Raw genomic sequence first — 18,551 nt, 5'->3', positions numbered from 1 at the left:
TGCTCTCCGCTTTATCCCGATGAAATATCGGGGATGCCGCTTCGATCAGGGCTATGCACCTGAGCCTGTAGCACAGAAAACCGGAATATTAGCAGAAAAATAGCGTAACTAAACCTGATCGAAAAGTCCGGGGATAAGGCTTTGCGTGTGGACTCAAATAATTAAGATAAGTATAGGCCTTTTGTTAACAAACTTCAATAAAACACAAATCTTACAGAAGGACGCCGTCAATCCCAAGTGGCCGAAGAATCAAAAAAACAGTTGCAGAATAGCCCAAATGGCACCAACAAACCTCAAACGCAGTGGTTTTGTGAACATATTTCATCAACTTTCATTTAGCAGAACCGAGCAAAACAAAGTGCCGCTGTTTTTTGATGAGCATGGGGTAGTGAGAAGCCACAATGCTGGATTGACAAAGCGTTTTGGCTACTTTGGCGCTCCAAAGTAGTATGCCCCCGCGGCATAGAGCGGAAAAAATTAATACTCGTACGTAAACGGTAGTTCTTTTTGGGCCAGAATGTTTTTAATAGCGAAAAAGATGCTGAAACAAGTTCAGCATGACGATCACTCTAGACAAAGAAACTAAAAAATCCAGTCAAAGAAACATGTGTCCATACGATAGGATTTTTATCGGGAAAGGTAGAGCAGTAAGAAATTAACCAATGGAATACTGCGATTGCTTTTCAAAAAAATAAACGACCATATCATAATTAGGTATAGTTTTATCTGTCTTTAGTGCAATATCCCAATATTTTTTTGTGAACCATTTCTTTGGCTAAACTTTTGTAGCCTTAAAACTATATATCTATCTATTTTAAACTTTTTAATTGAAAATGGCCGAACCTACTTTAGATCAACAGTTAAACGCCCGCAAATTCGACGAAGCTAAAAGCCTTATGCTGAATGGCGAAAAACTCTCCAAAAGCTTACAAGAACACCATCGATCATCCATATTCGACAACCTGGTCGGAGCGAAACAATACGAAATCCTCCAATTCATGTTAAAGGATAAAACCATCGAAACCGATATTTACGAATTCGACAGTTTTGACAAAAGCATTTTTCAGGCCATTGCCCGCAGCCTTGGGCATGACGATGAAGATATCGCATTTTTTGATGAATTTATTACCCATTTCGACAACTTAAATGATGAGGTAAACACGAAAACACTATTAAGTTATCTCTTCGAAAACGGGGTGAATTTAGGGGTAATCAAAGCATGTATTAATGCAGGTTGCAGGGCTAATTTCAAAAACAACGCAGAAGAAAACTACATCCATCAGGTAGTGAAAAGCAGTTTCCGCCGTTATAACCTGAACGATGAGCAGACTACTGATCTGCTTAAGGGCTATATCGATATCCTCCTAAACGAGGGGGTAGATATTAATGAAGGCAATGTGGTGCAGGAAAGCCCACTAATTACCGCAATAAAATTTAACAAGAAAGACTTAATAGCTTATCTCCTCGAAAATGGTGCCGATCCCAATCATACCGACCGTGATGGAAATTCAGCCTTCTTTTATGCAGTGGCACATTTGCAGAGCGAAAAAATATACGATACGTTGCGTAATTATGCCACACCAGCTTTCGATCAGATCAATAAAAACGGCGAAACACTTTTATTCGAATACGTGCGGATGATGTCGAATAGTGAAAGTGGCATCAACTTCCTTAAAAAACTGATTGAAGACGGCGCCGATTTATATCAGGCCAGTACCTGGTATGGCGCTGACACGACTCCCTTGGATATCATTGCCGAAAAACAGGCTGATATTTTACAGGCCGTTTTAGAAAGCGGGCAAGTAGATGTGAACAGAACAGATAATGAAGGGAATACCCTGCTGCATAAGGTTTGTGCCTACAATGTAAACTACGAAGCAGAAAAAGCAAAAGAAACTTACCGAAAAGTAAAACTCCTGCTCGAAAACGGTGCAGATATTGCGGTTACAAATGATCAGGATCAAAGCGCACTGATGCTGGCCGCTGATGATAACCTGAAAATAAAAACAGTTGAACTGCTCATGAAACAATCTTAAGATATGTCGATGTCATTTATTATTGCCTGCGAGAGCGGCAAGCGCAAAATAGCCGAACTTTTATTGGCCAACCAAGAGGTAGAGGTAGGGTATACAGATGAAAAAGGCAGAACAGCACTTCACTATGCTGCCCATCGTGGATATTTAGACCTCGTGCAGATTTTAATAGATCGTGGGGCAGCTTTAGATTATGAAGATCATGCCGGCGAAACACCTTTTTACTTTGCCTGTTTACAAAAACAGAAACAAACCGCATTGTTTCTTCTGGATAAAGGTGCAAGGGTGGATATTAAAGATTTTAAAGGCAATAGTTTATTACACCTCACCGCTCAAAGCGGACAAATTGAAGTATTGGAAAAACTGATCGATCAAGGCCTTGAAGTGGATGGTGAAAATAACGAGGCAGAAACCCCTTTGCTTATTGCGGCAAGCTGGAGGAATAAGGAAGTTGTTCAAAAATTACTGGAATTTGGCGCCAACATCAACACCACCAATAAACACGGCGATTCACCATTAATTTTTGCGGTTAAATCTAAAAACACACCTATGGTTGAGCTTATTCTCGATAAGGGTGGAAATATCAACCATGTTAATCACGCCGGAGAATCGGCCTTATTAATTGCCTGTTATGATGCCAACCGGATGTTAACCAAAATATTGGTAGAAAAAGGTGCAGATGTATTTGTTTCTTCAAAAGATGGTTTATCTCCCATTTGGTATGCCTGCGCCAATAACCAGAAAGAAATTGTCGATTTATTTCTAAGCCATGGGGTAGATGTAAACTATGCAAAACCACTCTCGGGTAAGGATGATTCGATGTATTCGTATTTAGAATGGGTAGAAACCGCCAATAACATTTCCATATCGGCCAGCTTCTCTTTCGATAATAATTACAACTACGGCGGCGAAAGCATGTTACATGTAGCCGCCAAAAGCGGACATTTAAGTATGTTAAAGCTATTAACAGAAAAAGGTGCCAATGTTAATATCCAGGATGAAAGCGGGAATACCGCCTTACATTACTCGGCTGCCAATGGTAAAAAAGATGCGGTAAAATTTTTACTCGAAAAATCAGCAGACCCTACCATTGTAAATGTAAAGGAACAAAAAGCAATAGATTATTCTAACATTAAGGGTTTTAATGAAATTACCGAACTCTTGTTACAATTTGGCCCCTCAAACATTTCTAATCAGCCAATCAAGGGTGCAGCACCTGCTGAAAACAGTGCAGAACCAGCTAAAAATGATATCACATCAAAAAAACAGGCACTGTTAGATCTGAAAGAATTATTGGATGCCGGTATTTTATCACAGGAAGAATTTGATGCCGAAAAAACCAAAATATTAAAAGGTTAAGTGATAATATTATAAAAAAATATCAAAACAGTTTAAGACTTAAATTTTAGTTATAAATTTATGTCTTAAGAATTTTCCTGGCTGAATGACTAAATTTAACCAGGAGAATTCAACTTTAATGCTCACACAAATGAAAAACCTTAACAAAATCAAACTGCAGTTATTTGCCTTAATTGTTATTGCTATTGCGACATATAGCTGTTCACCAAAACTATATCTGGATGAAACTAAGCGCTATCAGGCAGGAACATTAACCGATTTACAGGTAGATTCCCTGCATCTTTTTTTAAAAGAAAACCAAAGGCTTGCTTTAAAAGATACCATTATCATTAAATACGATTTCAATAAAGACGACTGCTGGAAAGACCTTAGTTATCAGAACCCAGAGTTCCTGAACAATGTAAGGTGGGCCTTTCAGAAAAACATTCTCGAAAAAGCCGAGGCGAGGCCAAAAGTTGCCATTTACCAATACCGTGAGGTAGGAAAAAGTTTCAGTCCGATTAAATCGAAAGGTTTAGAGATAGAAACCGATTCGGGCTTTCTTAAGAAATTATTATTTAAAGAGGCCACTTCGTGTGGAACCTCAGCAATCATCCTTCCGAACGGAAAGTTTTTACTGGTAAAATCAGACCCACAATTCTCTGCACTGATATTAAACGCCAAAGACATCGAGAAAAAATTACAGGAAAATCTGGTTAAATAAAGACCAGAAATAATCCGGCTTTAAGCTGCGAAACGATTTAACAAAATTTAACTAAAAAATTAGGTGTAATACTGTAATTTAGTTTTAACGAATCGCTTTTCAAATTAACAACTCGAAATTATGCTCAACTTCCTTTTCTCCACTCCTACTAACTTAAAAGTAAATCATCTTGTCTGTGGTCAGATTTTCGTTGTGAAGTAATATTTCAATTTTAAAAGATTATATAATAGTACTTCCCTGTTAATCCTCATCGCATCACGCCAGGGAAAATAATATGCGCTCTCCAGGAAGGTACTCACAGGGTACTTTCCTTTTACGGTTTTAGGGTTGTGGCAATTTTGCCCTGGCTAAAAACTTCTCTCCGTTTTCGATGTTATATTTTTTGAGATAAGTTCTTAATCAAAAACCGGTTAACATGAAAAACAATATTTTTTACGCATCAATGCTTTCTACTGCGGTCCTTTTTGGATGTCAATCCAATTCTAATTCACAAAAACAGGGAGAAGATACAACCGTTACGACTAAAAATGGCGCTGTAGATTTGCCCGCACCCGATACCAATGCAGCCAAAAGCAAATTTAGCAAAGTTATCGGTTGGCCAGAAGGTAAAACCCCTATTGCTCCTGAAGGTTTTGTGGTAACCAAATTTGCTTCGAACATTAAAAGTCCACGCCATACTTATATTGCCCCAAATGGCGATGTATTGGTGGCGCTTTCTAATTCGGAAAGAAGCACTGTAGAAGCAGTTGCCAATACCATAACAGGCAAAGCAAAATCAGAAGTACCAGGAAAAAGTGCCAATACCATTCTCTTATACCGGGATGAAAATAAAGATGGCAAGCCTGAAACCGTTACTACATTTTTGAATGGTCTTAATCAACCTTTCGGAATGCTGATTATTGGTAATTCATTTTACGTAGCCAATACCGATGGCTTATGGCAATATCCATATAAAACCGGCGACACTAAAATCACCGCTACAGGAAAAAAAATCCTAAGCCTACCCGCCGGTGGATACAACAATCATTGGACTAGAAATCTAATTACCAATGCAGATAAAAGCAAAATTTATATTACCGTTGGATCAGGCAGCAACGTTGGCGAAAATGGAATGGAAAATGAAGTAAGACGGGCCAATATATTAGAAATAAACCCCGACGGGACCGGAGAAAACATTTATGCCAGTGGTTTGCGAAATCCTGTGGGAATAGATTGGGCTCCATCAACGAATATGCTTTGGACAGCTGTTAACGAGCGCGACGGATTAGGCGACGATTTGGTACCAGATTATATTACCAGTGTTAAACCAGGTGCTTTTTATGGCTGGCCGTACGCTTATTTTGGACAAAATGAAGATCCCCGTTTAAAAGGTAAAAACCCGGAGTTGGTTAAAAAAACTATAGCTCCTGATGTTGCCGTAGGCGCACATACCGCTTCTTTAGGATTAGCTTTTTACAAAGGCACTAAATTTCCGCAAAAATATCAGGGTGGTGCATTTATTGGTCAACATGGCTCATGGAACAGGTCGGTAATTTCTGGCTATAAAGTAACATTTGTACCTTTTAAAGATGGCAAACCAATTGGAAAACCCGAGGATTTTTTAACTGGTTTTATCGCCGATCAGGATAAGGCAGAAGTTTATGGCCGTCCGGTTGGCGTTACCCTAACACCAGATGGCGCCTTATTGCTAGCCGACGATGTGAGTGGTACAATCTGGAAAGTAGCAGCAAAATAGTTTATCAATTAGCCACAGATTAGCAGAATATGCAGTAAATTTATCTGCCGATTTGTGGCTAAACTATTAATCCCTTTCCCCTTTGAAATCGAACTTTACCTTACTGTTTATCCTTCTTTCACTTACTGGCTTTGCGCAGGTCCTTAAACCTGATTCCGTAAAAAAACTTGAAGAAGTTACCGTTAAAGGTTATTACAATTCGCATTCTTTATTAAGATCGGTATCAGCTGTAAATTTGATTGACAGCAATTTAATCGCAAATCAGCAGAGCAGCTCCTTAGTGAGCACTTTAAATATTGTTCCTGGTGTAAGAATGGAAGAACGTTCGCCAGGTAGCTATCGCCTATCGCTCCGTGGGAGCTTATTACGCTCTCCTTTTGGCATCCGAAATATTAAAATTTACATTGATGATTTCCCACTAACTGATGCAGGTGGAAATACCTACCTCAATGCCTTAGACGTTTCTGCAGTAGGTATGATGGAAATTTACAAGGGGCCTGAAGCCAGTATTTTTGGTGCAAACACAGGCGGTGCGATTTTGATTAATCCGCCCGCCATGAATCACAATGAAATTAATATTTCAGCGATTGGAGGTTCCTATGGTCTCTTTCATCAAACAGCATCCATCAAACAGCAATATAAAAAGTACAGTTTCAGTTTTAGCGAAGCCTATCAGCGAAGTGACGGATATCGGCAAAACAGTGCAATGGACAGAAAGTATTTTCAAACTTTGCAGCAATGGAATTATAGCAATGCAGGCAGTTTAAAGGCTTTTGCTTTTTACAGCGATTTAAATTACGAAACACCAGGTGGATTAACGGCTGCACAATTAGATCAGGATCCTAAACTGGCCCGTCCGGCAACAGCAACCTTACCTGGAGCCATTTCGCAGCAAGCTGCCATTTACAATAAAACCATTTTCGGGGGAATAGCTAATTCCTATCAGATTAACAGGCAGTTAAAACATGTTATTGCTTTATTCACCTCTTATACCGACTTCAAGAACCCCTTTATAACCAATTACGAAAAGCGCTACGAAAGTACGCTCGGGTTCAGAACATTTTTAGAATATGCGCAGGCCAAAGAAAACATTAAATTTAATGCGCAAATTGGGTTAGAAAGCGCTGCCACCAAAAGTCAGATTAAAAACTTTAATAATAATGGCGGTGAAGCTACTGCCATGCAAGCTTCAGATCGCTTAAAAGCCAGTCAGGATTTTGCTTACATCAGGTTAAACTTCGATATCACCAATAAATTCCTGATCGAACTTGCTTCAAGTTTAAACTTTTTTGGCTACAACTATGAAAGTTACTTCCCTGCAGTCATTGCGACAAAAGAGCGTAAATTTAATACGCAGTTTATGCCAAAGGCTGCGCTATCTTACTTAATTTCAAATGATCTATCGATTAGGGCCTCGGTAAGTAAAGGTTATTCGACACCTACTATCGCAGAGGTAAGATCGTCTGATAATAACATCAATAATAACCTTCAGGCTGAGTCAGGCTGGAATTATGAACTGGGCTTAAGGTATAAAACAGCGGATAACCGTTTTTATGCCAACGGGAATGTATTCCATTATCAGTTAAAAAATGCCATTGTAAGAAGGCTAAATCAAAATGACACTGAATATTTCATCAATGCAGGCGGGACAAAACAAGAAGGCATAGAACTGGAAACAGCCTTATGGATTATCAAAAACAATAATTCATGGTTAACCGGATTACAACTCAGGAGCAATTATACCTGGAGCCAATTTAAATTTGAAGATTTTGTAAGCGGCACTAACAATTATGCGGGTAATCAGCTTACCGGTGTTCCAAAAAATATCTGGGTGAATAGTCTCGAATTTAACTTCTGGAAAGAATTTTACCTCTTTGCCCAGCACAACTATACCTCAGCTATTCCGCTAAATGATGCCAATACCGCTTTTTCTAAAAGATACCATCTGCTGGAAGTAAAAGCTGGAATAAAAAACCTAAGGTTAGGTAACACTCGCCTTGATTTATTTGCAGGTTTAAACAATCTCTTAAATGTTAATTACAGTTTGGGCAACGATTTAAACGCCGCAAATGGACGGTATTTTAACCCGGCTGCAGGAATTAATTTTTACACAGGCTTATCTATTAAATTGTAATTTTAAATCGCATCACATAAATCAAATTTACATGATGCGATTTTTTCGTAAGCTAAAAGGCAGCTTGTTTTTCATTTTCCCTAATTACTACATCACCAACTACGATTTCTACGGCATAACGTTTTTTCCCGTCCTTACCATCATAATTATTTGCCTGTAATCTGCCTTCTACAGTTAATCCTGTACCTTTTTTAATCTGGGCTTCGGCCAAATCTGCTTTTGCGTTCCAAAAAATTAAATTAAACCATTGTACTTTTTTAACTTCTTCACCCGCAGCATTTTTGTAGGTTTCATTTATCGCAAGGTTAACCCTCGCTAATTTTTGATTTCCAAAAGTCTTTACATCTGCATCTGCTCCGGCAAATCCGCTCAATACTACTTTGTTAACTGCACTTTCCATGATCTTTAAATTTTAAGTTTCTAAATGTTTAACGAACAGCGGTCACCACGACAACTGACAGAACAAAATTGCCACGAGAATCAAAAATTAGTCGGATTGTAAACATTTATAGTCGTTTATAAACGTTTATACACGGAAAACATGCGTTTAAAGCCTCTAGGAGATGTTTTATATTTTTTTTATTCCATCGTTTTATTTTATAAATTAGGTCATCATCCCATAATAAAAAAGAAATTATTATGGAACGTTTATGTTTAGACTGCGGAACCCTGATTAGAGGAAGGGCCGATAAAAAATACTGCGACGACGCTTGTCGCAACAATTACAACAATCGTTTAAAGGTTGAAGACAATCTTGTGATCAAACGGGTAAATAGCATATTAAAAAAGAATCGTGCGATACTTGCTGGTCTGAATCCGACTGGAAAAACCAAGATTACCCGTAAAAAGCTAATTACGGCAGGCTTTAATTTTGAATACCATACCTATAGTTATGAAACCCATAATGGGAACACCTACATTTTCTGCTATGAATATGGTTATCTGATTTTAAACGATGACAGATACTTGTTGGTAAAAAGGGAAGAAAAGCTTTGGCTAGTCTAATTTAAAACACTTTCGCTTACTCGTGCCTATCCCGCAAATTTCGCAGAAAAGCGTTGATTTGTAATTTACGTCGCGCAATCTGTGCGATCAGGTGGAAAATGAATAGCCATTACACAATTCATTGATCAGATTTAATCACCCAAAATTTGCAGAAGGCTAAGCATATGATTTTTTTATTCAGGAGGAGATGGTTAGCTTTATCAGCTTATGATAAACGATAACAACAAGCATTTAAACCCATCATCGGGAGATCGATCGAAGGACAATAATGCCAGATTTGTTAATAACACTAAAAGTTATTGAGATAAAAAGTCTTTATTTTCGCCCAATTTCTTTCGCCTCCTATTTTACCAGTCAATATGCCTCCAAAAGAAAGTGCCATAAACCAATTACCATCGATATTACTAACGGCATCCAATTTAGTTTATAGTCCTTTGGGTTATCAAATAAATAACTTACAATTAGAAAATGAAAGTCAGGCATATGCAGCCTGTGCCTTTGAATTAAACGGTTTAAAAATCAGACACCGCCTTTCGAAAATCACCCCAACTAAAACCGGACAATTTGTAACCATATGGAAGCGCAATGAAGCAGGCATTACAACACCTTTTAACGATCAGGATGAATTCGACCTGTTAATAATATCAGCGAAAAGCGCTGGCCAAGCTGGCCAGTTTATTTTTCCAAAAACCATATTGGTAGCACATAAAATGATTACCAAAAATGGAGTAGAAGGTAAAAGCGGGATTAGGGTTTACCCTCCCTGGGATACGCCAACAAATAAACAGGCCGAAAAAACCCAGCAATGGCAGGTACCATATTTTATTGAGATAGACCTCAATGGAAATACCGATCTTGCGAGGGCGAAAAAATTAATTGGAAATGAAATTAAATAAACCGGGTTTTAAAATCACGGTTAAACTTAGCAAGTTTCGGGTAGTTTACCTTTTCTTTCCAAACTACTTTTGGATATAAATTATTCAAGATCATGAAAGCACAAGAAGAAATCAATTTCAACCGGATAGCAGAAGCCATAAACTACATCAAGGCGAATTTTAAAACACAGCCTGGTTTAGAAGAAATTGCAGAGAAAGTAAATTTAAGCCCCTTTCATTTCCAAAGATTATTTAGCGAATGGGCAGGCACTACGCCCAAACGTTTTTTGCAATACATTAGCATTGGTTATGCCAAAGAAATGCTGAAAGAAAACCAAAGTTTATTCGATACCGCATTAGAAACCGGCCTATCAGGAACCAGCAGACTGCACGATCTTTTTGTAAACATCGAAGGGATGACACCTGGAGAATATAAAAACGGCGGTGAAAACCTTCATATCAATTATAGTTTTGCAGAAAGTCCGTTCGGCAACATTATCGTAGCCAGCACTTCAAAAGGAATCTGCCATATCGCTTTTTACGATGATGAAAAGATTGCTTTAGCAAATCTGCAACGCCAATTCCCATCCGCTCAATATCAGCAGATACTGGATAAAGAACAGCAAAATGCGTTATACATTTTCAGTCACGACTGGAGCAAACTGCACCAGATTAAACTACATTTAAAAGGGACGGATTTCCAGTTAAAAGTTTGGGAAGCCTTGCTAAAAATACCTATGGGTAAATTGGCCACCTATGGCAACATTGCCAAACAATTGCATAATCCTAATGCATCCAGAGCGGTAGGTACGGCCATTGGCGATAATCCCGTAGCCTTTCTCATTCCCTGCCACCGGGTTATACAATCAAGCGGTGCATTGGGCGGTTACCATTGGGGGCTAAACCGAAAAACGGCCATGATTGGTTGGGAAGCAGCAAAAACAAATGTTTAGCCCTGTATGATCAAACATGTCGATATTTCAACGGAAGAACTAAAAAAGTATTTGAGAAGCAAAGCTATTTGCCTAGGCGGAAATGCCAGATTGAAGATTTACGGGTTACTTAAATGCAGCTCGGGAAAACGGATGAAGAAAGAAAACCGTGTATTTTTCCGTTCTGTAGAAGAAGTACTTCAACATGGCTACCGCCCCTGCGGGCATTGCTTAAAAACAGCATACAAACAATGGATTTATTCAACACCACAATAGATATTAATCAAAATCTGCTCCCATATGGCGGCACCGTAAATTACTATGGCAAATTATTCACAATATCAGAAGCCGATCATTATTTCGAGGCGCTGATGAGTACCATTGAATGGAAGAATGACGAAGCTTTTATTATGGGCAAACACATTATTACCAAAAGAAAAGTAGCCTGGTATGGAGATGAAGCCTATTCCTATACCTACTCCAATAAATCGAAAATGGCCTTACCATGGACAAAGGAATTACTGGATTTAAAAAAAATCTCAGAGGAGCAAACAGGTACTACTTTTAACTCTTGTTTGCTTAATTTATACCACAACGGTGATGAAGGAATGGCCTACCATAGCGATGATGAAAAGGCTTTAGCAAAAGATTCGGCCATTGCATCACTCAGTTTCGGTGCCGAGCGAAGATTTCTTTTCAAACACAAACAAACTAAAGAAACCGTAACCTTATTTTTAGAAAATGGAAGTTTATTGGTGATGAAAGATGAAACGCAAACGAACTGGCTGCACCGCCTTCCGCCAACGAAAAAAGTAAGTAAACCAAGGATAAACCTCACCTTTAGAACAATGGTAGTTTAGTCCTGGCGATTAAAACCACTTAAAACTTTAACGACCTTAAGGACACCATGACTTGTGTATTCATAAACCAATTTTATTGCAAGCTTATATTTTTTGCAATTGAGGCTTTACTTTATCATAAAATTCTTGAAACACTTTATTATCAGCATAAGTCATACCGGGGAATCCACAACTCTCGAAGCAAATTCTCAAATAGTTGATAAATGTTGTCTCATTAGGTTCATTTAAAAACTGACTATCAATACTTTTCCCCTTATTTAACTGCAAAGCATATGGTGCTCCCCCACTAACGTTATCCTTATGAAGATCATCAGCCGAAAGATCCAGAAAAGCAAAACCAAAATCGTCATCTTGAATATATTCTTCCATTTCTTCCAACCAATATTTATTGGTTACCTGTGAAACACAATCTGTTAAAGGGGCTATCTGGATAGCATCTGACATCTCCCATAGAATGTTTGGATCTCTTTGATAATTCCATGCAAAATTGCAGGAACCTACAATCTGATAGAACATTTTCATTGATATCGGTAACTTTCCGATTGGCTCAATGTTTCGCTCCAATATATCAAGTAGCTCGTCTGTATCTGAGAATGGCTTTAATAATGCTTCGTCATTTCCCGATTTATCTTTCCAGAAAACGTAATCAATATTTTTAAGTTCTTGGTAGATAATCTCAAGATTGAACCTAACCCTTTGAAAGGTTTCAATCAATACTTTTTCAACGTCAGCATAATAACTAGGAGAAAATGCCTCTTCTCCTAGTTTTTCAATGTCTGTATAAACACGATGCGTTTCTCCATTTTTGTACCTGTTGTAAAAGCTCATTGTTATCTGTTCTTAAGATACTATGGCAGTTAGATTAGTGGTTAAACTCTTTAATATCTACAATGCGGTCGTCATCAGCACCTTTCTTTAAAAAAGAAGTACCATTTGCATTTACTACCCAGGTATAATCTCTTTGAATATTTCCAACAAGGGTTTCAGGTTCATTGATTAATGCTGCTGGTAATGGCAGGTTAAAAGTTTCGCCTGTTGCCGTATTTACCTGGTACAAAGAATTAGCGGTTAAAAAGGCTAATGTTGTTTTATCGCTGGAATACATAAAAAATTTCCCCTGGATACGTTCATCAGGATTTTGTCTTTTAACCGGATAAACCCTCGAATTGATCGTTGTGATAAAGAAATCGTTATTAACCAAAATATTGCTACGGGTTAATTCCTCTAAGCCATTTGTATATTTTTTATCTTCAGCACCTTTTGATGGCTTGTTCAGACTTACCACTTCGGTTTTTCCATCATTAACAGCAATGATATAAAACGGCGCCATTTTTCCGGTTTCGTTTGCTACCTGAACCAATACGGCAGTTTTTTGTGTATTGATGAATGATGCAACAATAAATTTCTGTGCAGCAGCATTTGGCGCGTCATCAACAATAATCGTGGTATCCTTGTATTGAATAGCGAAACGATCGGCTGTAGTCACAGCACCTGAATCTGTTTTTACGATAGTCAGGACATTTTTCTTCGATTTCGGAAAAACATTAAAATCGTCAGTTGCAGCAAATGTTCTGGCTTTGTAGGTTTTTTCTGATTTACCGCAGCCAAATAAAACAACGGAAAGTAAGAGTGCATAAAGCGTAATTTTCATGAGTATAGCTATTTATATATTTTTCGCTAATTTATAATCTTTATTGCTTTTCTGTTATCAAAGTCACCAGAAAATTACCGCATCAATTGAAAAAAATAATTCAAAATGAATCAGTTGCATTTTAACTTCTGCAGCTCGGCTTTGCTATGATAAGATTAGACGTTCGTCTTCTGGCAAAATTCCTTATTTTTGATTAAAGGATTATCCCCATGGCAGGCATTTCGAATTTTCTGGTTAAAAACAAAAGCATTATCCTTTATGGCGTTTTTTTGGCTGTTTTACTTTTTTTATTAAAGTGGCTTGAGCTTCGTTTTATCATTATTAACCATGCCTTCGAAATTTATGCGGGTTCAATAGCAGTTATTTTTACTGCTTTGGGTATATGGCTGGCGCTTAAATTAACCAAACCTAAAACCATATTAATTGAAAAGGAGATTTTTACCGAACGGGGAACATTTATCCTTAACGAAAAAGAACTCATCAGGCTTAATATCAGTAAAAGAGAATTAGAAGTTTTACAATTGATGGCAGCAGGATTGAGCAACCAGGAAATTGCATTAAAGTTATTCGTTTCGCTAAATACCATCAAAACACACAATGCCAGGCTTTTCGAAAAACTAGAAGTAAAGCGCAGAACACAAGCCATAGAAATGGCTAAAAAACTCAGCATCATCCCTTAAACAACTCGTACTTAAGTATTAAAATAGCGCTATTTTTTAAAAATCACCCTAAAGTATGAGGGTTAAAACAAATAATGGGAGCAATTTTGTGGTCTAATCTCTTAATTATAAACAAATGAAACCATCATGAGCAAACGCTCACAGACAGACATGAATAGTACTCATGATAGCTTCATTACAATTAAAAAACAAACTATATACTGATGAAAAAGAACGTAATTGTATTCGGATTGATCGCTGGCTTAATTGTCTCTGTTTTAATGGTACTTTCTATGGCCAGATGTTACAGCGACCCGAGCCTGGAACACAGCATGCTTATCGGCTACGCTTCTATGGTGCTGGCCTTCTCCTTTATTTTTGTGGGCATCAAAAACTACCGTGATAAGTATAACGATGGCCTGATCACTTTTGGTAAAGCTTTTAAAATCGGATTATACATCAGCCTGATCGCCTCCACCATTTACGTTTTGGTATGGCTGGTTGATTATTATGTATTTATGCCAGATTTTATGGATAGATATGTTGCTCAGGCCATGAGAGAAGCTAAAGCCAGTGGTGCATCGGCAGCAAAACTTGCTGAAAAAGCCAAAGAGCTTGCGGTTAATCAAAAATTGTATAAAAATCCGGTAATGGTTATTTTGTTTACCTACCTGGAAATTTTACCTGTTGGTATATTGGTTTCATTAATCGCCGCATTCATTCTGAAAAGAAAACCGAACACGCCACTTGCGGCAAGTCCTTTTCAATCTTAAAGGTTGAAAAATAGGTAGATCTGCGTTTTTTTAAAACCAAAAGACGCTTTAGCTTATTTACTAAGTAACATTTTGTTTCGCGGTCATTAGAAAAATAAAACGATGATAGTTAAATCTCTTTTAGGTGAATTTCTTCATGAGGTAGAAAGCACCCGCAAACTTTTAAAAGCAATACCCAACAGTGCCTTAGATTTTAAACCCTCTGCGCACTCGTGGACTACAGCCCAGCTGGCCACGCACATTGCCGAAATTTACGATTGGTACCCGGGTACTTTCCATGGCAATGAGTTTAATATGGATACCTACCAGCGCGACGAAGTCGACACCAGCAATATCGACAACATTATTGGCAAATTTGAACGTGCTTTTGGCCGGGCAAAAGAAAGTATCGAATCGGCAACCGACGAAAGCATGTTCGAAGACTGGAAGATGACCGCCGGAGGCAAAACTGTTCTCGAACCCATGCCGAGGATTCAGGTCGTGCGGGGCTTTTTAATGAACCACATCTACCACCACCGTGGTGAAATGATTGTTTATTTACGTGCTACCGGAAATAAAGTGCCCAGTATATATGGACCAATTTACGAAGATAGCCTAAAGTAAAATTGGCAAATTATCCTAATTTTGAAGGATAAGACCAAAACTGGCCATGAAGATTTTTGCTGAAACGGAACGTTTAATTTTGCGCGAATTAATACCGGCAGATGCCGAAGGTATGTTTGAAATGGATGGTGACCCCGAGGTGCATCTTTATCTGGGCAATAAACCGTTAAAATCTATCGCACAGAGTATAGCCGATATCGAATTTATCAGAAAACAATACACAGAAAATGGCATTGGCAGATGGGCGGTAATTGAAAAAGCAACAGGTAATTTTGTGGGTTGGTCGGGCTTAAAATTGATTAAAGAATTTACCAATAACCATATTGATTACTACGATCTGGGTTATCGGTTTAGCAAACGTTTTTGGGGAAAAGGTTATGCTACAGAGACTGCGATCGCGGCAAGAGACTATGGTTTTAATGAACTCAATCTCTATGAGATTTTTGGTATAGCAGATATCAGAAACCTCGGTTCTATCCATGTTTTGGAAAAAGTTGGTTTAAAGAAGATCAATCTTTTCGATTACGATGGCATAAAACACCATTGGATGAAGATGGAGAAATCAGTTTCGCTTTAATCAAAAGGCAATTTTTTCTTTTTATGGTTTAGTTTTTGATGCTACAAAGGAAATCATTTAAACCTCGTATTATGAAACACCTTATCTTCTGCGGAATGCTGATCTTATTATTGAGTTCTTGTAAAGAAAAATTAGATCCGGCAAGCTTTACCAATACCAAATGGGAGTTAAGCGAACTACCTGGCTTAACTTTGCCCACAGCTGCAAAAGCAACGCTAAACTTTGCTGATAGTTTGAGGATCAGCGGAAAATCGTTCTGTAACAACTATGGCGGACAGGGAGAAATTGCAGATAATAAAATAACCGTTAAAAATGTTTTCGGCACAAAAATGTTCTGTCAGGAAACTGATGCTGCAGAACGCGCCTATTTACATGCCCTTAATCAGGTGAATAGCGCAAAAATAACTGATAATAAGCTATATCTGTTAAATGGCGATAAAACCTTGCTGGTTTTCACCAAAACAAACTAGAATCTTTACACGCATAAAAAAGGCTGAATAAAGTATTTTTACTATTTTCGGCCTTTTGAGTTTAACGCAGGAGTGATGCCATCGATAACAGAAGATCTGAAGTTTTTTTTCTCAACCATAAGAAAAGCATTTAATTTATTTCAGCAGAATGATCCCTTACGTCTGGCCGGTGCTACTGCTTTTTTCACCAATTTCGCCTTACCCCCAATATTAATTATCCTGATCAGGCTTTTCGGGATGTTTACCGATCGAAGATTATTGGCTACCCACCTCTTCGAACGTTTGGCCAGTATTCTCGACAATGAGAGTATTTTACAGATCAGAACGACCTTAAGAAACATTCGCGGTATCGATCAGGCCTGGTACGTTACCTTGTTTAGTTTTATTTTTTTCCTTTTTGTAGCCACCACCCTGTTCAATGTGATTAAAAACTCGCTGGAGCAGATCTGGAATATAGGCCAAAAAGATAAAAAAGGAATCATCAATACGCTTAAATCGAGAGCCATATCGGTTACCATCATCTTATTGGCGGGGATATTATTTTTTATCGGTTTACTGGCCGATAGTGTGCAGGCTTATATTGGTGCCTATTTAAAAAATGGCGCACCATCTTTCGGCCTGGTGTTAACTTCCATCATTAATCAGTTTGTATTTGTGCTGATTGTAACCACCTGGTTTACCATCCTTTTCAGGTATTTAACCAATGGACGGCCTACCTGGCGGGCAGCAATTTCAGGAGGTTTGTTAACCGGATGCCTTTTTACCGCAGGAAAGTATATTTTAAGGATTTTATTGCCATTGAGTAACATCAGTAATATTTACGGATCGGCCGGATCGATTATCGTAATTATGCTTTTTGTATTTTACTCTTCATTGATATTTTATTTCGGCGCCTCATTTATTAAGGCATTGAGCGTGGGCAGGGCCACACCTATTATACCAAAAAACGGATCGTTTGCCTACGAGCTCACAGAGGTTGAATTGGAAAAAGAGGAATAAAAAGAAAGGCAGATAAATTTAATTCATCTGCCTCTTCTTTATTGAGTTCGCTTAATTATAATCGTCTTGCTGAACTTGGTTCAGCATCTTTTTAATCTAAAGACCCTGAAATGAATTCAGGGTGACGTATCCTGGGAATAATCAACTAAGATTACAAAATCCTATAACCTAAGCCCACTGTAAATATGTTTAACTTAGTACCAGGATAACCTGATTTATTGATTTTTGATAAACCCAGTTCGTAACGTGCATCAAAACTTAATTTTTTAAGGTCTAAACCTGCACCAAACTGCCAGGCCATAGCTTGATTTTTAAAGTCGGCTTTGAAAACACTTCCTGCAGCCTGACCAAAACTCTGGTTTTCATCTAATATTAGCGAAAACATCGGTCCGGTATTTAAACGAAGTCCAATGCCGGCAGCACCAAACTTGGTACCCACCAATAAAGGCACGTCTAAACTTGTAAAACGCACTTTATTTACCTCACCCGTTGACTCACTTACTAAATCTGCTTTTTTCCCCGACACATAAAGCTCCGGCTGAAAGTAAACCCCTGCTGCACCTACCCTGGCCCAAAGACCACCATAAAAGCCTGCACGGTTATTACTGTTAAAAGTGTTTTCACTATCAAATTTCGAAAAATTTGCACCAGCTTTAATGCCTAGCTGGAAAGATGGCAGTACCTGTGCGCTGGCAAATAAACCAACAAGCAAAAAGGCAACGGTTAAAGATAAAAATTTCATATGCGATTAATTTTAGCTGGTGGCATTGTTAATGGCTTCTTGTTCTTTTAAAGCCTCAACATTGTTTTTATCACCAAAGTTTTGTGTTTTACCTGCAAAGTAATCTAAAATTCCCGAAATAGTATCTAAGTTATCGGCTAAATTTTGATGAATATCTGGTAAATCTTTTTCCAGGCGGCTATCGCCCAATTCGATATTATCTACTTCAATTTTACCAATTTTCTGAATAAGTGCCTGCTGAGAGTTTTGCAAATCTTCCAATTCACGCACGATCTTTTCCATTAATTCAAACTTCTTTAAAGTATTCATAGGTTCTTATTTTTAGTTAAACTATTCCTTATAAACCCCTTAGCCTTTATTTTGTTTTATTACCCCGATATTTTAACAAAGAGATTTGGAATTGACAAAAACAACTAATAAATTAGTTTAAAATTAGCTGTT

Annotated in this window: 22 protein-coding genes; 17 read left to right on the top strand and 5 right to left on the bottom strand. The window is 38.0% G+C overall.

Going from position 1 to position 18,551, the window contains the following annotated elements; all coding sequences use genetic code 11:
• Window positions 1-145 precede the first annotated feature (145 nt).
• The 6 genes from CA265_02345 (at window position 146) to CA265_02320 (ending at window position 7,964) form a co-directional block, all read left to right on the top strand.
• A complete protein-coding gene (locus tag CA265_02345) occupies window positions 146-448 on the top strand; it encodes a hypothetical protein (protein ARS38582.1) in 303 nt (100 codons plus the stop codon).
• Between the two features lie 385 nt (window positions 449-833).
• Window positions 834-2,036 carry a hypothetical protein gene (locus tag CA265_02340; GenBank protein ID ARS38581.1) on the top strand — a complete coding sequence of 401 codons (1,203 nt, stop codon included), beginning with the start codon at window positions 834-836 and terminating at the stop codon, window positions 2,034-2,036.
• Between the two features lie 3 nt (window positions 2,037-2,039).
• Window positions 2,040-3,392, top strand: a complete 1,353-nt coding sequence (locus CA265_02335; GenBank protein ID ARS38580.1) for a hypothetical protein — start codon at window positions 2,040-2,042, stop codon at window positions 3,390-3,392.
• Between the two features lie 85 nt (window positions 3,393-3,477).
• Entirely contained in the window at window positions 3,478-4,095 is a 618-nt protein-coding gene (locus CA265_02330; GenBank protein ID ARS38579.1) for a hypothetical protein, read from the top strand.
• A 415-nt stretch (window positions 4,096-4,510) separates the two neighbouring features.
• The gene (locus tag CA265_02325; protein ID ARS38578.1) at window positions 4,511-5,830 is read left to right on the top strand and encodes an L-sorbosone dehydrogenase; all 1,320 of its coding nucleotides are present in this window, start codon (window positions 4,511-4,513) and stop codon (window positions 5,828-5,830) included.
• 82 nt (window positions 5,831-5,912) lie between these two features.
• The gene (locus CA265_02320) at window positions 5,913-7,964 is read left to right on the top strand and encodes a TonB-dependent receptor (protein ARS38577.1); all 2,052 of its coding nucleotides are present in this window, start codon (window positions 5,913-5,915) and stop codon (window positions 7,962-7,964) included.
• Window positions 7,965-8,016: 52 nt separating this feature from the next.
• Here the strand turns inward: CA265_02320 and CA265_02315 are convergent, their stop codons facing one another.
• Window positions 8,017-8,364 carry a single-stranded DNA-binding protein gene (locus CA265_02315; GenBank protein ARS38576.1) on the bottom strand — a complete coding sequence of 116 codons (348 nt, stop codon included), beginning with the start codon at window positions 8,362-8,364 and terminating at the stop codon, window positions 8,017-8,019.
• A gap of 239 nt (window positions 8,365-8,603) precedes the next feature.
• On the opposite strand from CA265_02315, the gene CA265_02310 reads away from it, so the two are divergent.
• The 5 genes from CA265_02310 (at window position 8,604) to CA265_02290 (ending at window position 11,636) form a co-directional block, all read left to right on the top strand.
• Window positions 8,604-8,969 carry a hypothetical protein gene (locus tag CA265_02310; protein ID ARS38575.1) on the top strand — a complete coding sequence of 122 codons (366 nt, stop codon included), beginning with the start codon at window positions 8,604-8,606 and terminating at the stop codon, window positions 8,967-8,969.
• A 359-nt stretch (window positions 8,970-9,328) separates the two neighbouring features.
• Window positions 9,329-9,865, top strand: a complete 537-nt coding sequence (locus tag CA265_02305; GenBank protein ARS38574.1) for a hypothetical protein — start codon at window positions 9,329-9,331, stop codon at window positions 9,863-9,865.
• A 92-nt stretch (window positions 9,866-9,957) separates the two neighbouring features.
• The gene (locus CA265_02300) at window positions 9,958-10,797 is read left to right on the top strand and encodes a cysteine methyltransferase (GenBank protein ID ARS38573.1); all 840 of its coding nucleotides are present in this window, start codon (window positions 9,958-9,960) and stop codon (window positions 10,795-10,797) included.
• A gap of 6 nt (window positions 10,798-10,803) precedes the next feature.
• Complete coding sequence (locus CA265_02295) at window positions 10,804-11,052, top strand: metal-binding protein (protein ID ARS38572.1); 249 nt, start codon at window positions 10,804-10,806, stop codon at window positions 11,050-11,052.
• A complete protein-coding gene (locus CA265_02290) occupies window positions 11,028-11,636 on the top strand; it encodes an alpha-ketoglutarate-dependent dioxygenase AlkB (protein ARS38571.1) in 609 nt (202 codons plus the stop codon). Before CA265_02295 ends, CA265_02290 begins: the two co-directional genes overlap by 25 nt.
• Before the next feature lie 84 nt (window positions 11,637-11,720).
• Here the strand turns inward: CA265_02290 and CA265_02285 are convergent, their stop codons facing one another.
• Together CA265_02285 and CA265_02280 are read right to left on the bottom strand one after the other, a co-directional pair.
• On the bottom strand, window positions 11,721-12,464 hold the full coding sequence (locus CA265_02285; GenBank protein ARS38570.1) for a hypothetical protein: 744 nt from the start codon (window positions 12,462-12,464) through the stop codon (window positions 11,721-11,723).
• Window positions 12,465-12,498: 34 nt separating this feature from the next.
• Complete coding sequence (locus CA265_02280) at window positions 12,499-13,287, bottom strand: hypothetical protein (GenBank protein ARS38569.1); 789 nt, start codon at window positions 13,285-13,287, stop codon at window positions 12,499-12,501.
• Between the two features lie 209 nt (window positions 13,288-13,496).
• On the opposite strand from CA265_02280, the gene CA265_02275 reads away from it, so the two are divergent.
• The 6 genes from CA265_02275 (at window position 13,497) to CA265_02250 (ending at window position 17,368) form a co-directional block, all read left to right on the top strand.
• Complete coding sequence (locus tag CA265_02275; GenBank protein ID ARS38568.1) at window positions 13,497-13,967, top strand: helix-turn-helix transcriptional regulator; 471 nt, start codon at window positions 13,497-13,499, stop codon at window positions 13,965-13,967.
• 203 nt (window positions 13,968-14,170) lie between these two features.
• Window positions 14,171-14,719 (top strand): DUF4199 domain-containing protein, encoded by a 549-nt coding sequence (locus CA265_02270; GenBank protein ARS38567.1) that lies wholly within the window; start codon window positions 14,171-14,173, stop codon window positions 14,717-14,719.
• 102 nt (window positions 14,720-14,821) lie between these two features.
• The gene (locus CA265_02265; GenBank protein ID ARS38566.1) at window positions 14,822-15,322 is read left to right on the top strand and encodes a damage-inducible protein DinB; all 501 of its coding nucleotides are present in this window, start codon (window positions 14,822-14,824) and stop codon (window positions 15,320-15,322) included.
• Between the two features lie 46 nt (window positions 15,323-15,368).
• Window positions 15,369-15,899, top strand: coding sequence for a GNAT family N-acetyltransferase (locus tag CA265_02260; GenBank protein ARS38565.1), 531 nt, complete (start codon window positions 15,369-15,371; stop codon window positions 15,897-15,899).
• Window positions 15,900-15,937: 38 nt separating this feature from the next.
• Window positions 15,938-16,369, top strand: a complete 432-nt coding sequence (locus tag CA265_02255; protein ID ARS38564.1) for a hypothetical protein — start codon at window positions 15,938-15,940, stop codon at window positions 16,367-16,369.
• A gap of 75 nt (window positions 16,370-16,444) precedes the next feature.
• Complete coding sequence (locus tag CA265_02250; protein ID ARS38563.1) at window positions 16,445-17,368, top strand: ribonuclease; 924 nt, start codon at window positions 16,445-16,447, stop codon at window positions 17,366-17,368.
• Window positions 17,369-17,519: 151 nt separating this feature from the next.
• On the opposite strand, the gene CA265_02245 is transcribed toward CA265_02250, so the two are convergent.
• Together CA265_02245 and CA265_02240 are read right to left on the bottom strand one after the other, a co-directional pair.
• Window positions 17,520-18,110, bottom strand: coding sequence for a hypothetical protein (locus CA265_02245; GenBank protein ARS38562.1), 591 nt, complete (start codon window positions 18,108-18,110; stop codon window positions 17,520-17,522).
• Window positions 18,111-18,122: 12 nt separating this feature from the next.
• Window positions 18,123-18,419 carry a hypothetical protein gene (locus tag CA265_02240; protein ID ARS38561.1) on the bottom strand — a complete coding sequence of 99 codons (297 nt, stop codon included), beginning with the start codon at window positions 18,417-18,419 and terminating at the stop codon, window positions 18,123-18,125.
• Between the last annotated feature and the right edge of the window lie 132 nt (window positions 18,420-18,551).

The sequence above is a fragment of the Sphingobacteriaceae bacterium GW460-11-11-14-LB5 genome (assembly GCA_002151545.1).
Classification (GTDB): domain Bacteria; phylum Bacteroidota; class Bacteroidia; order Sphingobacteriales; family Sphingobacteriaceae; genus Pedobacter.
The sequence above is the reverse complement of the archived record's forward strand: the minus strand, read 5'-3'. Positions and strand labels throughout refer to the sequence as shown.

Bases quoted from the DNA above. Each gene is read 5' to 3' on its own strand.
- CA265_02340 (ARS38581.1), top strand. From the start codon at position 834: ATGGCCGAACCTACTTTAGATCAACAGTTAAACGCCCGCAAATTCGAC.
- CA265_02335 (ARS38580.1), top strand. From the start codon at position 2,040: ATGTCGATGTCATTTATTATTGCCTGCGAGAGCGGCAAGCGCAAAATA.
- CA265_02330 (ARS38579.1), top strand. From the start codon at position 3,478: ATGACTAAATTTAACCAGGAGAATTCAACTTTAATGCTCACACAAATG.
- CA265_02325 (ARS38578.1), top strand. From the start codon at position 4,511: ATGAAAAACAATATTTTTTACGCATCAATGCTTTCTACTGCGGTCCTT.
- CA265_02315 (ARS38576.1), bottom strand. From the start codon at position 8,364: ATGGAAAGTGCAGTTAACAAAGTAGTATTGAGCGGATTTGCCGGAGCA.
- CA265_02310 (ARS38575.1), top strand. From the start codon at position 8,604: ATGGAACGTTTATGTTTAGACTGCGGAACCCTGATTAGAGGAAGGGCC.
- CA265_02305 (ARS38574.1), top strand. From the start codon at position 9,329: ATGCCTCCAAAAGAAAGTGCCATAAACCAATTACCATCGATATTACTA.
- CA265_02300 (ARS38573.1), top strand. From the start codon at position 9,958: ATGAAAGCACAAGAAGAAATCAATTTCAACCGGATAGCAGAAGCCATA.
- CA265_02295 (ARS38572.1), top strand. From the start codon at position 10,804: ATGATCAAACATGTCGATATTTCAACGGAAGAACTAAAAAAGTATTTG.
- CA265_02290 (ARS38571.1), top strand. From the start codon at position 11,028: ATGGATTTATTCAACACCACAATAGATATTAATCAAAATCTGCTCCCA.
- CA265_02285 (ARS38570.1), bottom strand. From the start codon at position 12,464: ATGAGCTTTTACAACAGGTACAAAAATGGAGAAACGCATCGTGTTTAT.
- CA265_02280 (ARS38569.1), bottom strand. From the start codon at position 13,287: ATGAAAATTACGCTTTATGCACTCTTACTTTCCGTTGTTTTATTTGGC.
- CA265_02275 (ARS38568.1), top strand. From the start codon at position 13,497: ATGGCAGGCATTTCGAATTTTCTGGTTAAAAACAAAAGCATTATCCTT.
- CA265_02270 (ARS38567.1), top strand. From the start codon at position 14,171: ATGAAAAAGAACGTAATTGTATTCGGATTGATCGCTGGCTTAATTGTC.
- CA265_02265 (ARS38566.1), top strand. From the start codon at position 14,822: ATGATAGTTAAATCTCTTTTAGGTGAATTTCTTCATGAGGTAGAAAGC.
- CA265_02260 (ARS38565.1), top strand. From the start codon at position 15,369: ATGAAGATTTTTGCTGAAACGGAACGTTTAATTTTGCGCGAATTAATA.
- CA265_02255 (ARS38564.1), top strand. From the start codon at position 15,938: ATGCTACAAAGGAAATCATTTAAACCTCGTATTATGAAACACCTTATC.
- CA265_02250 (ARS38563.1), top strand. From the start codon at position 16,445: ATGCCATCGATAACAGAAGATCTGAAGTTTTTTTTCTCAACCATAAGA.
- CA265_02245 (ARS38562.1), bottom strand. From the start codon at position 18,110: ATGAAATTTTTATCTTTAACCGTTGCCTTTTTGCTTGTTGGTTTATTT.
- CA265_02240 (ARS38561.1), bottom strand. From the start codon at position 18,419: ATGAATACTTTAAAGAAGTTTGAATTAATGGAAAAGATCGTGCGTGAA.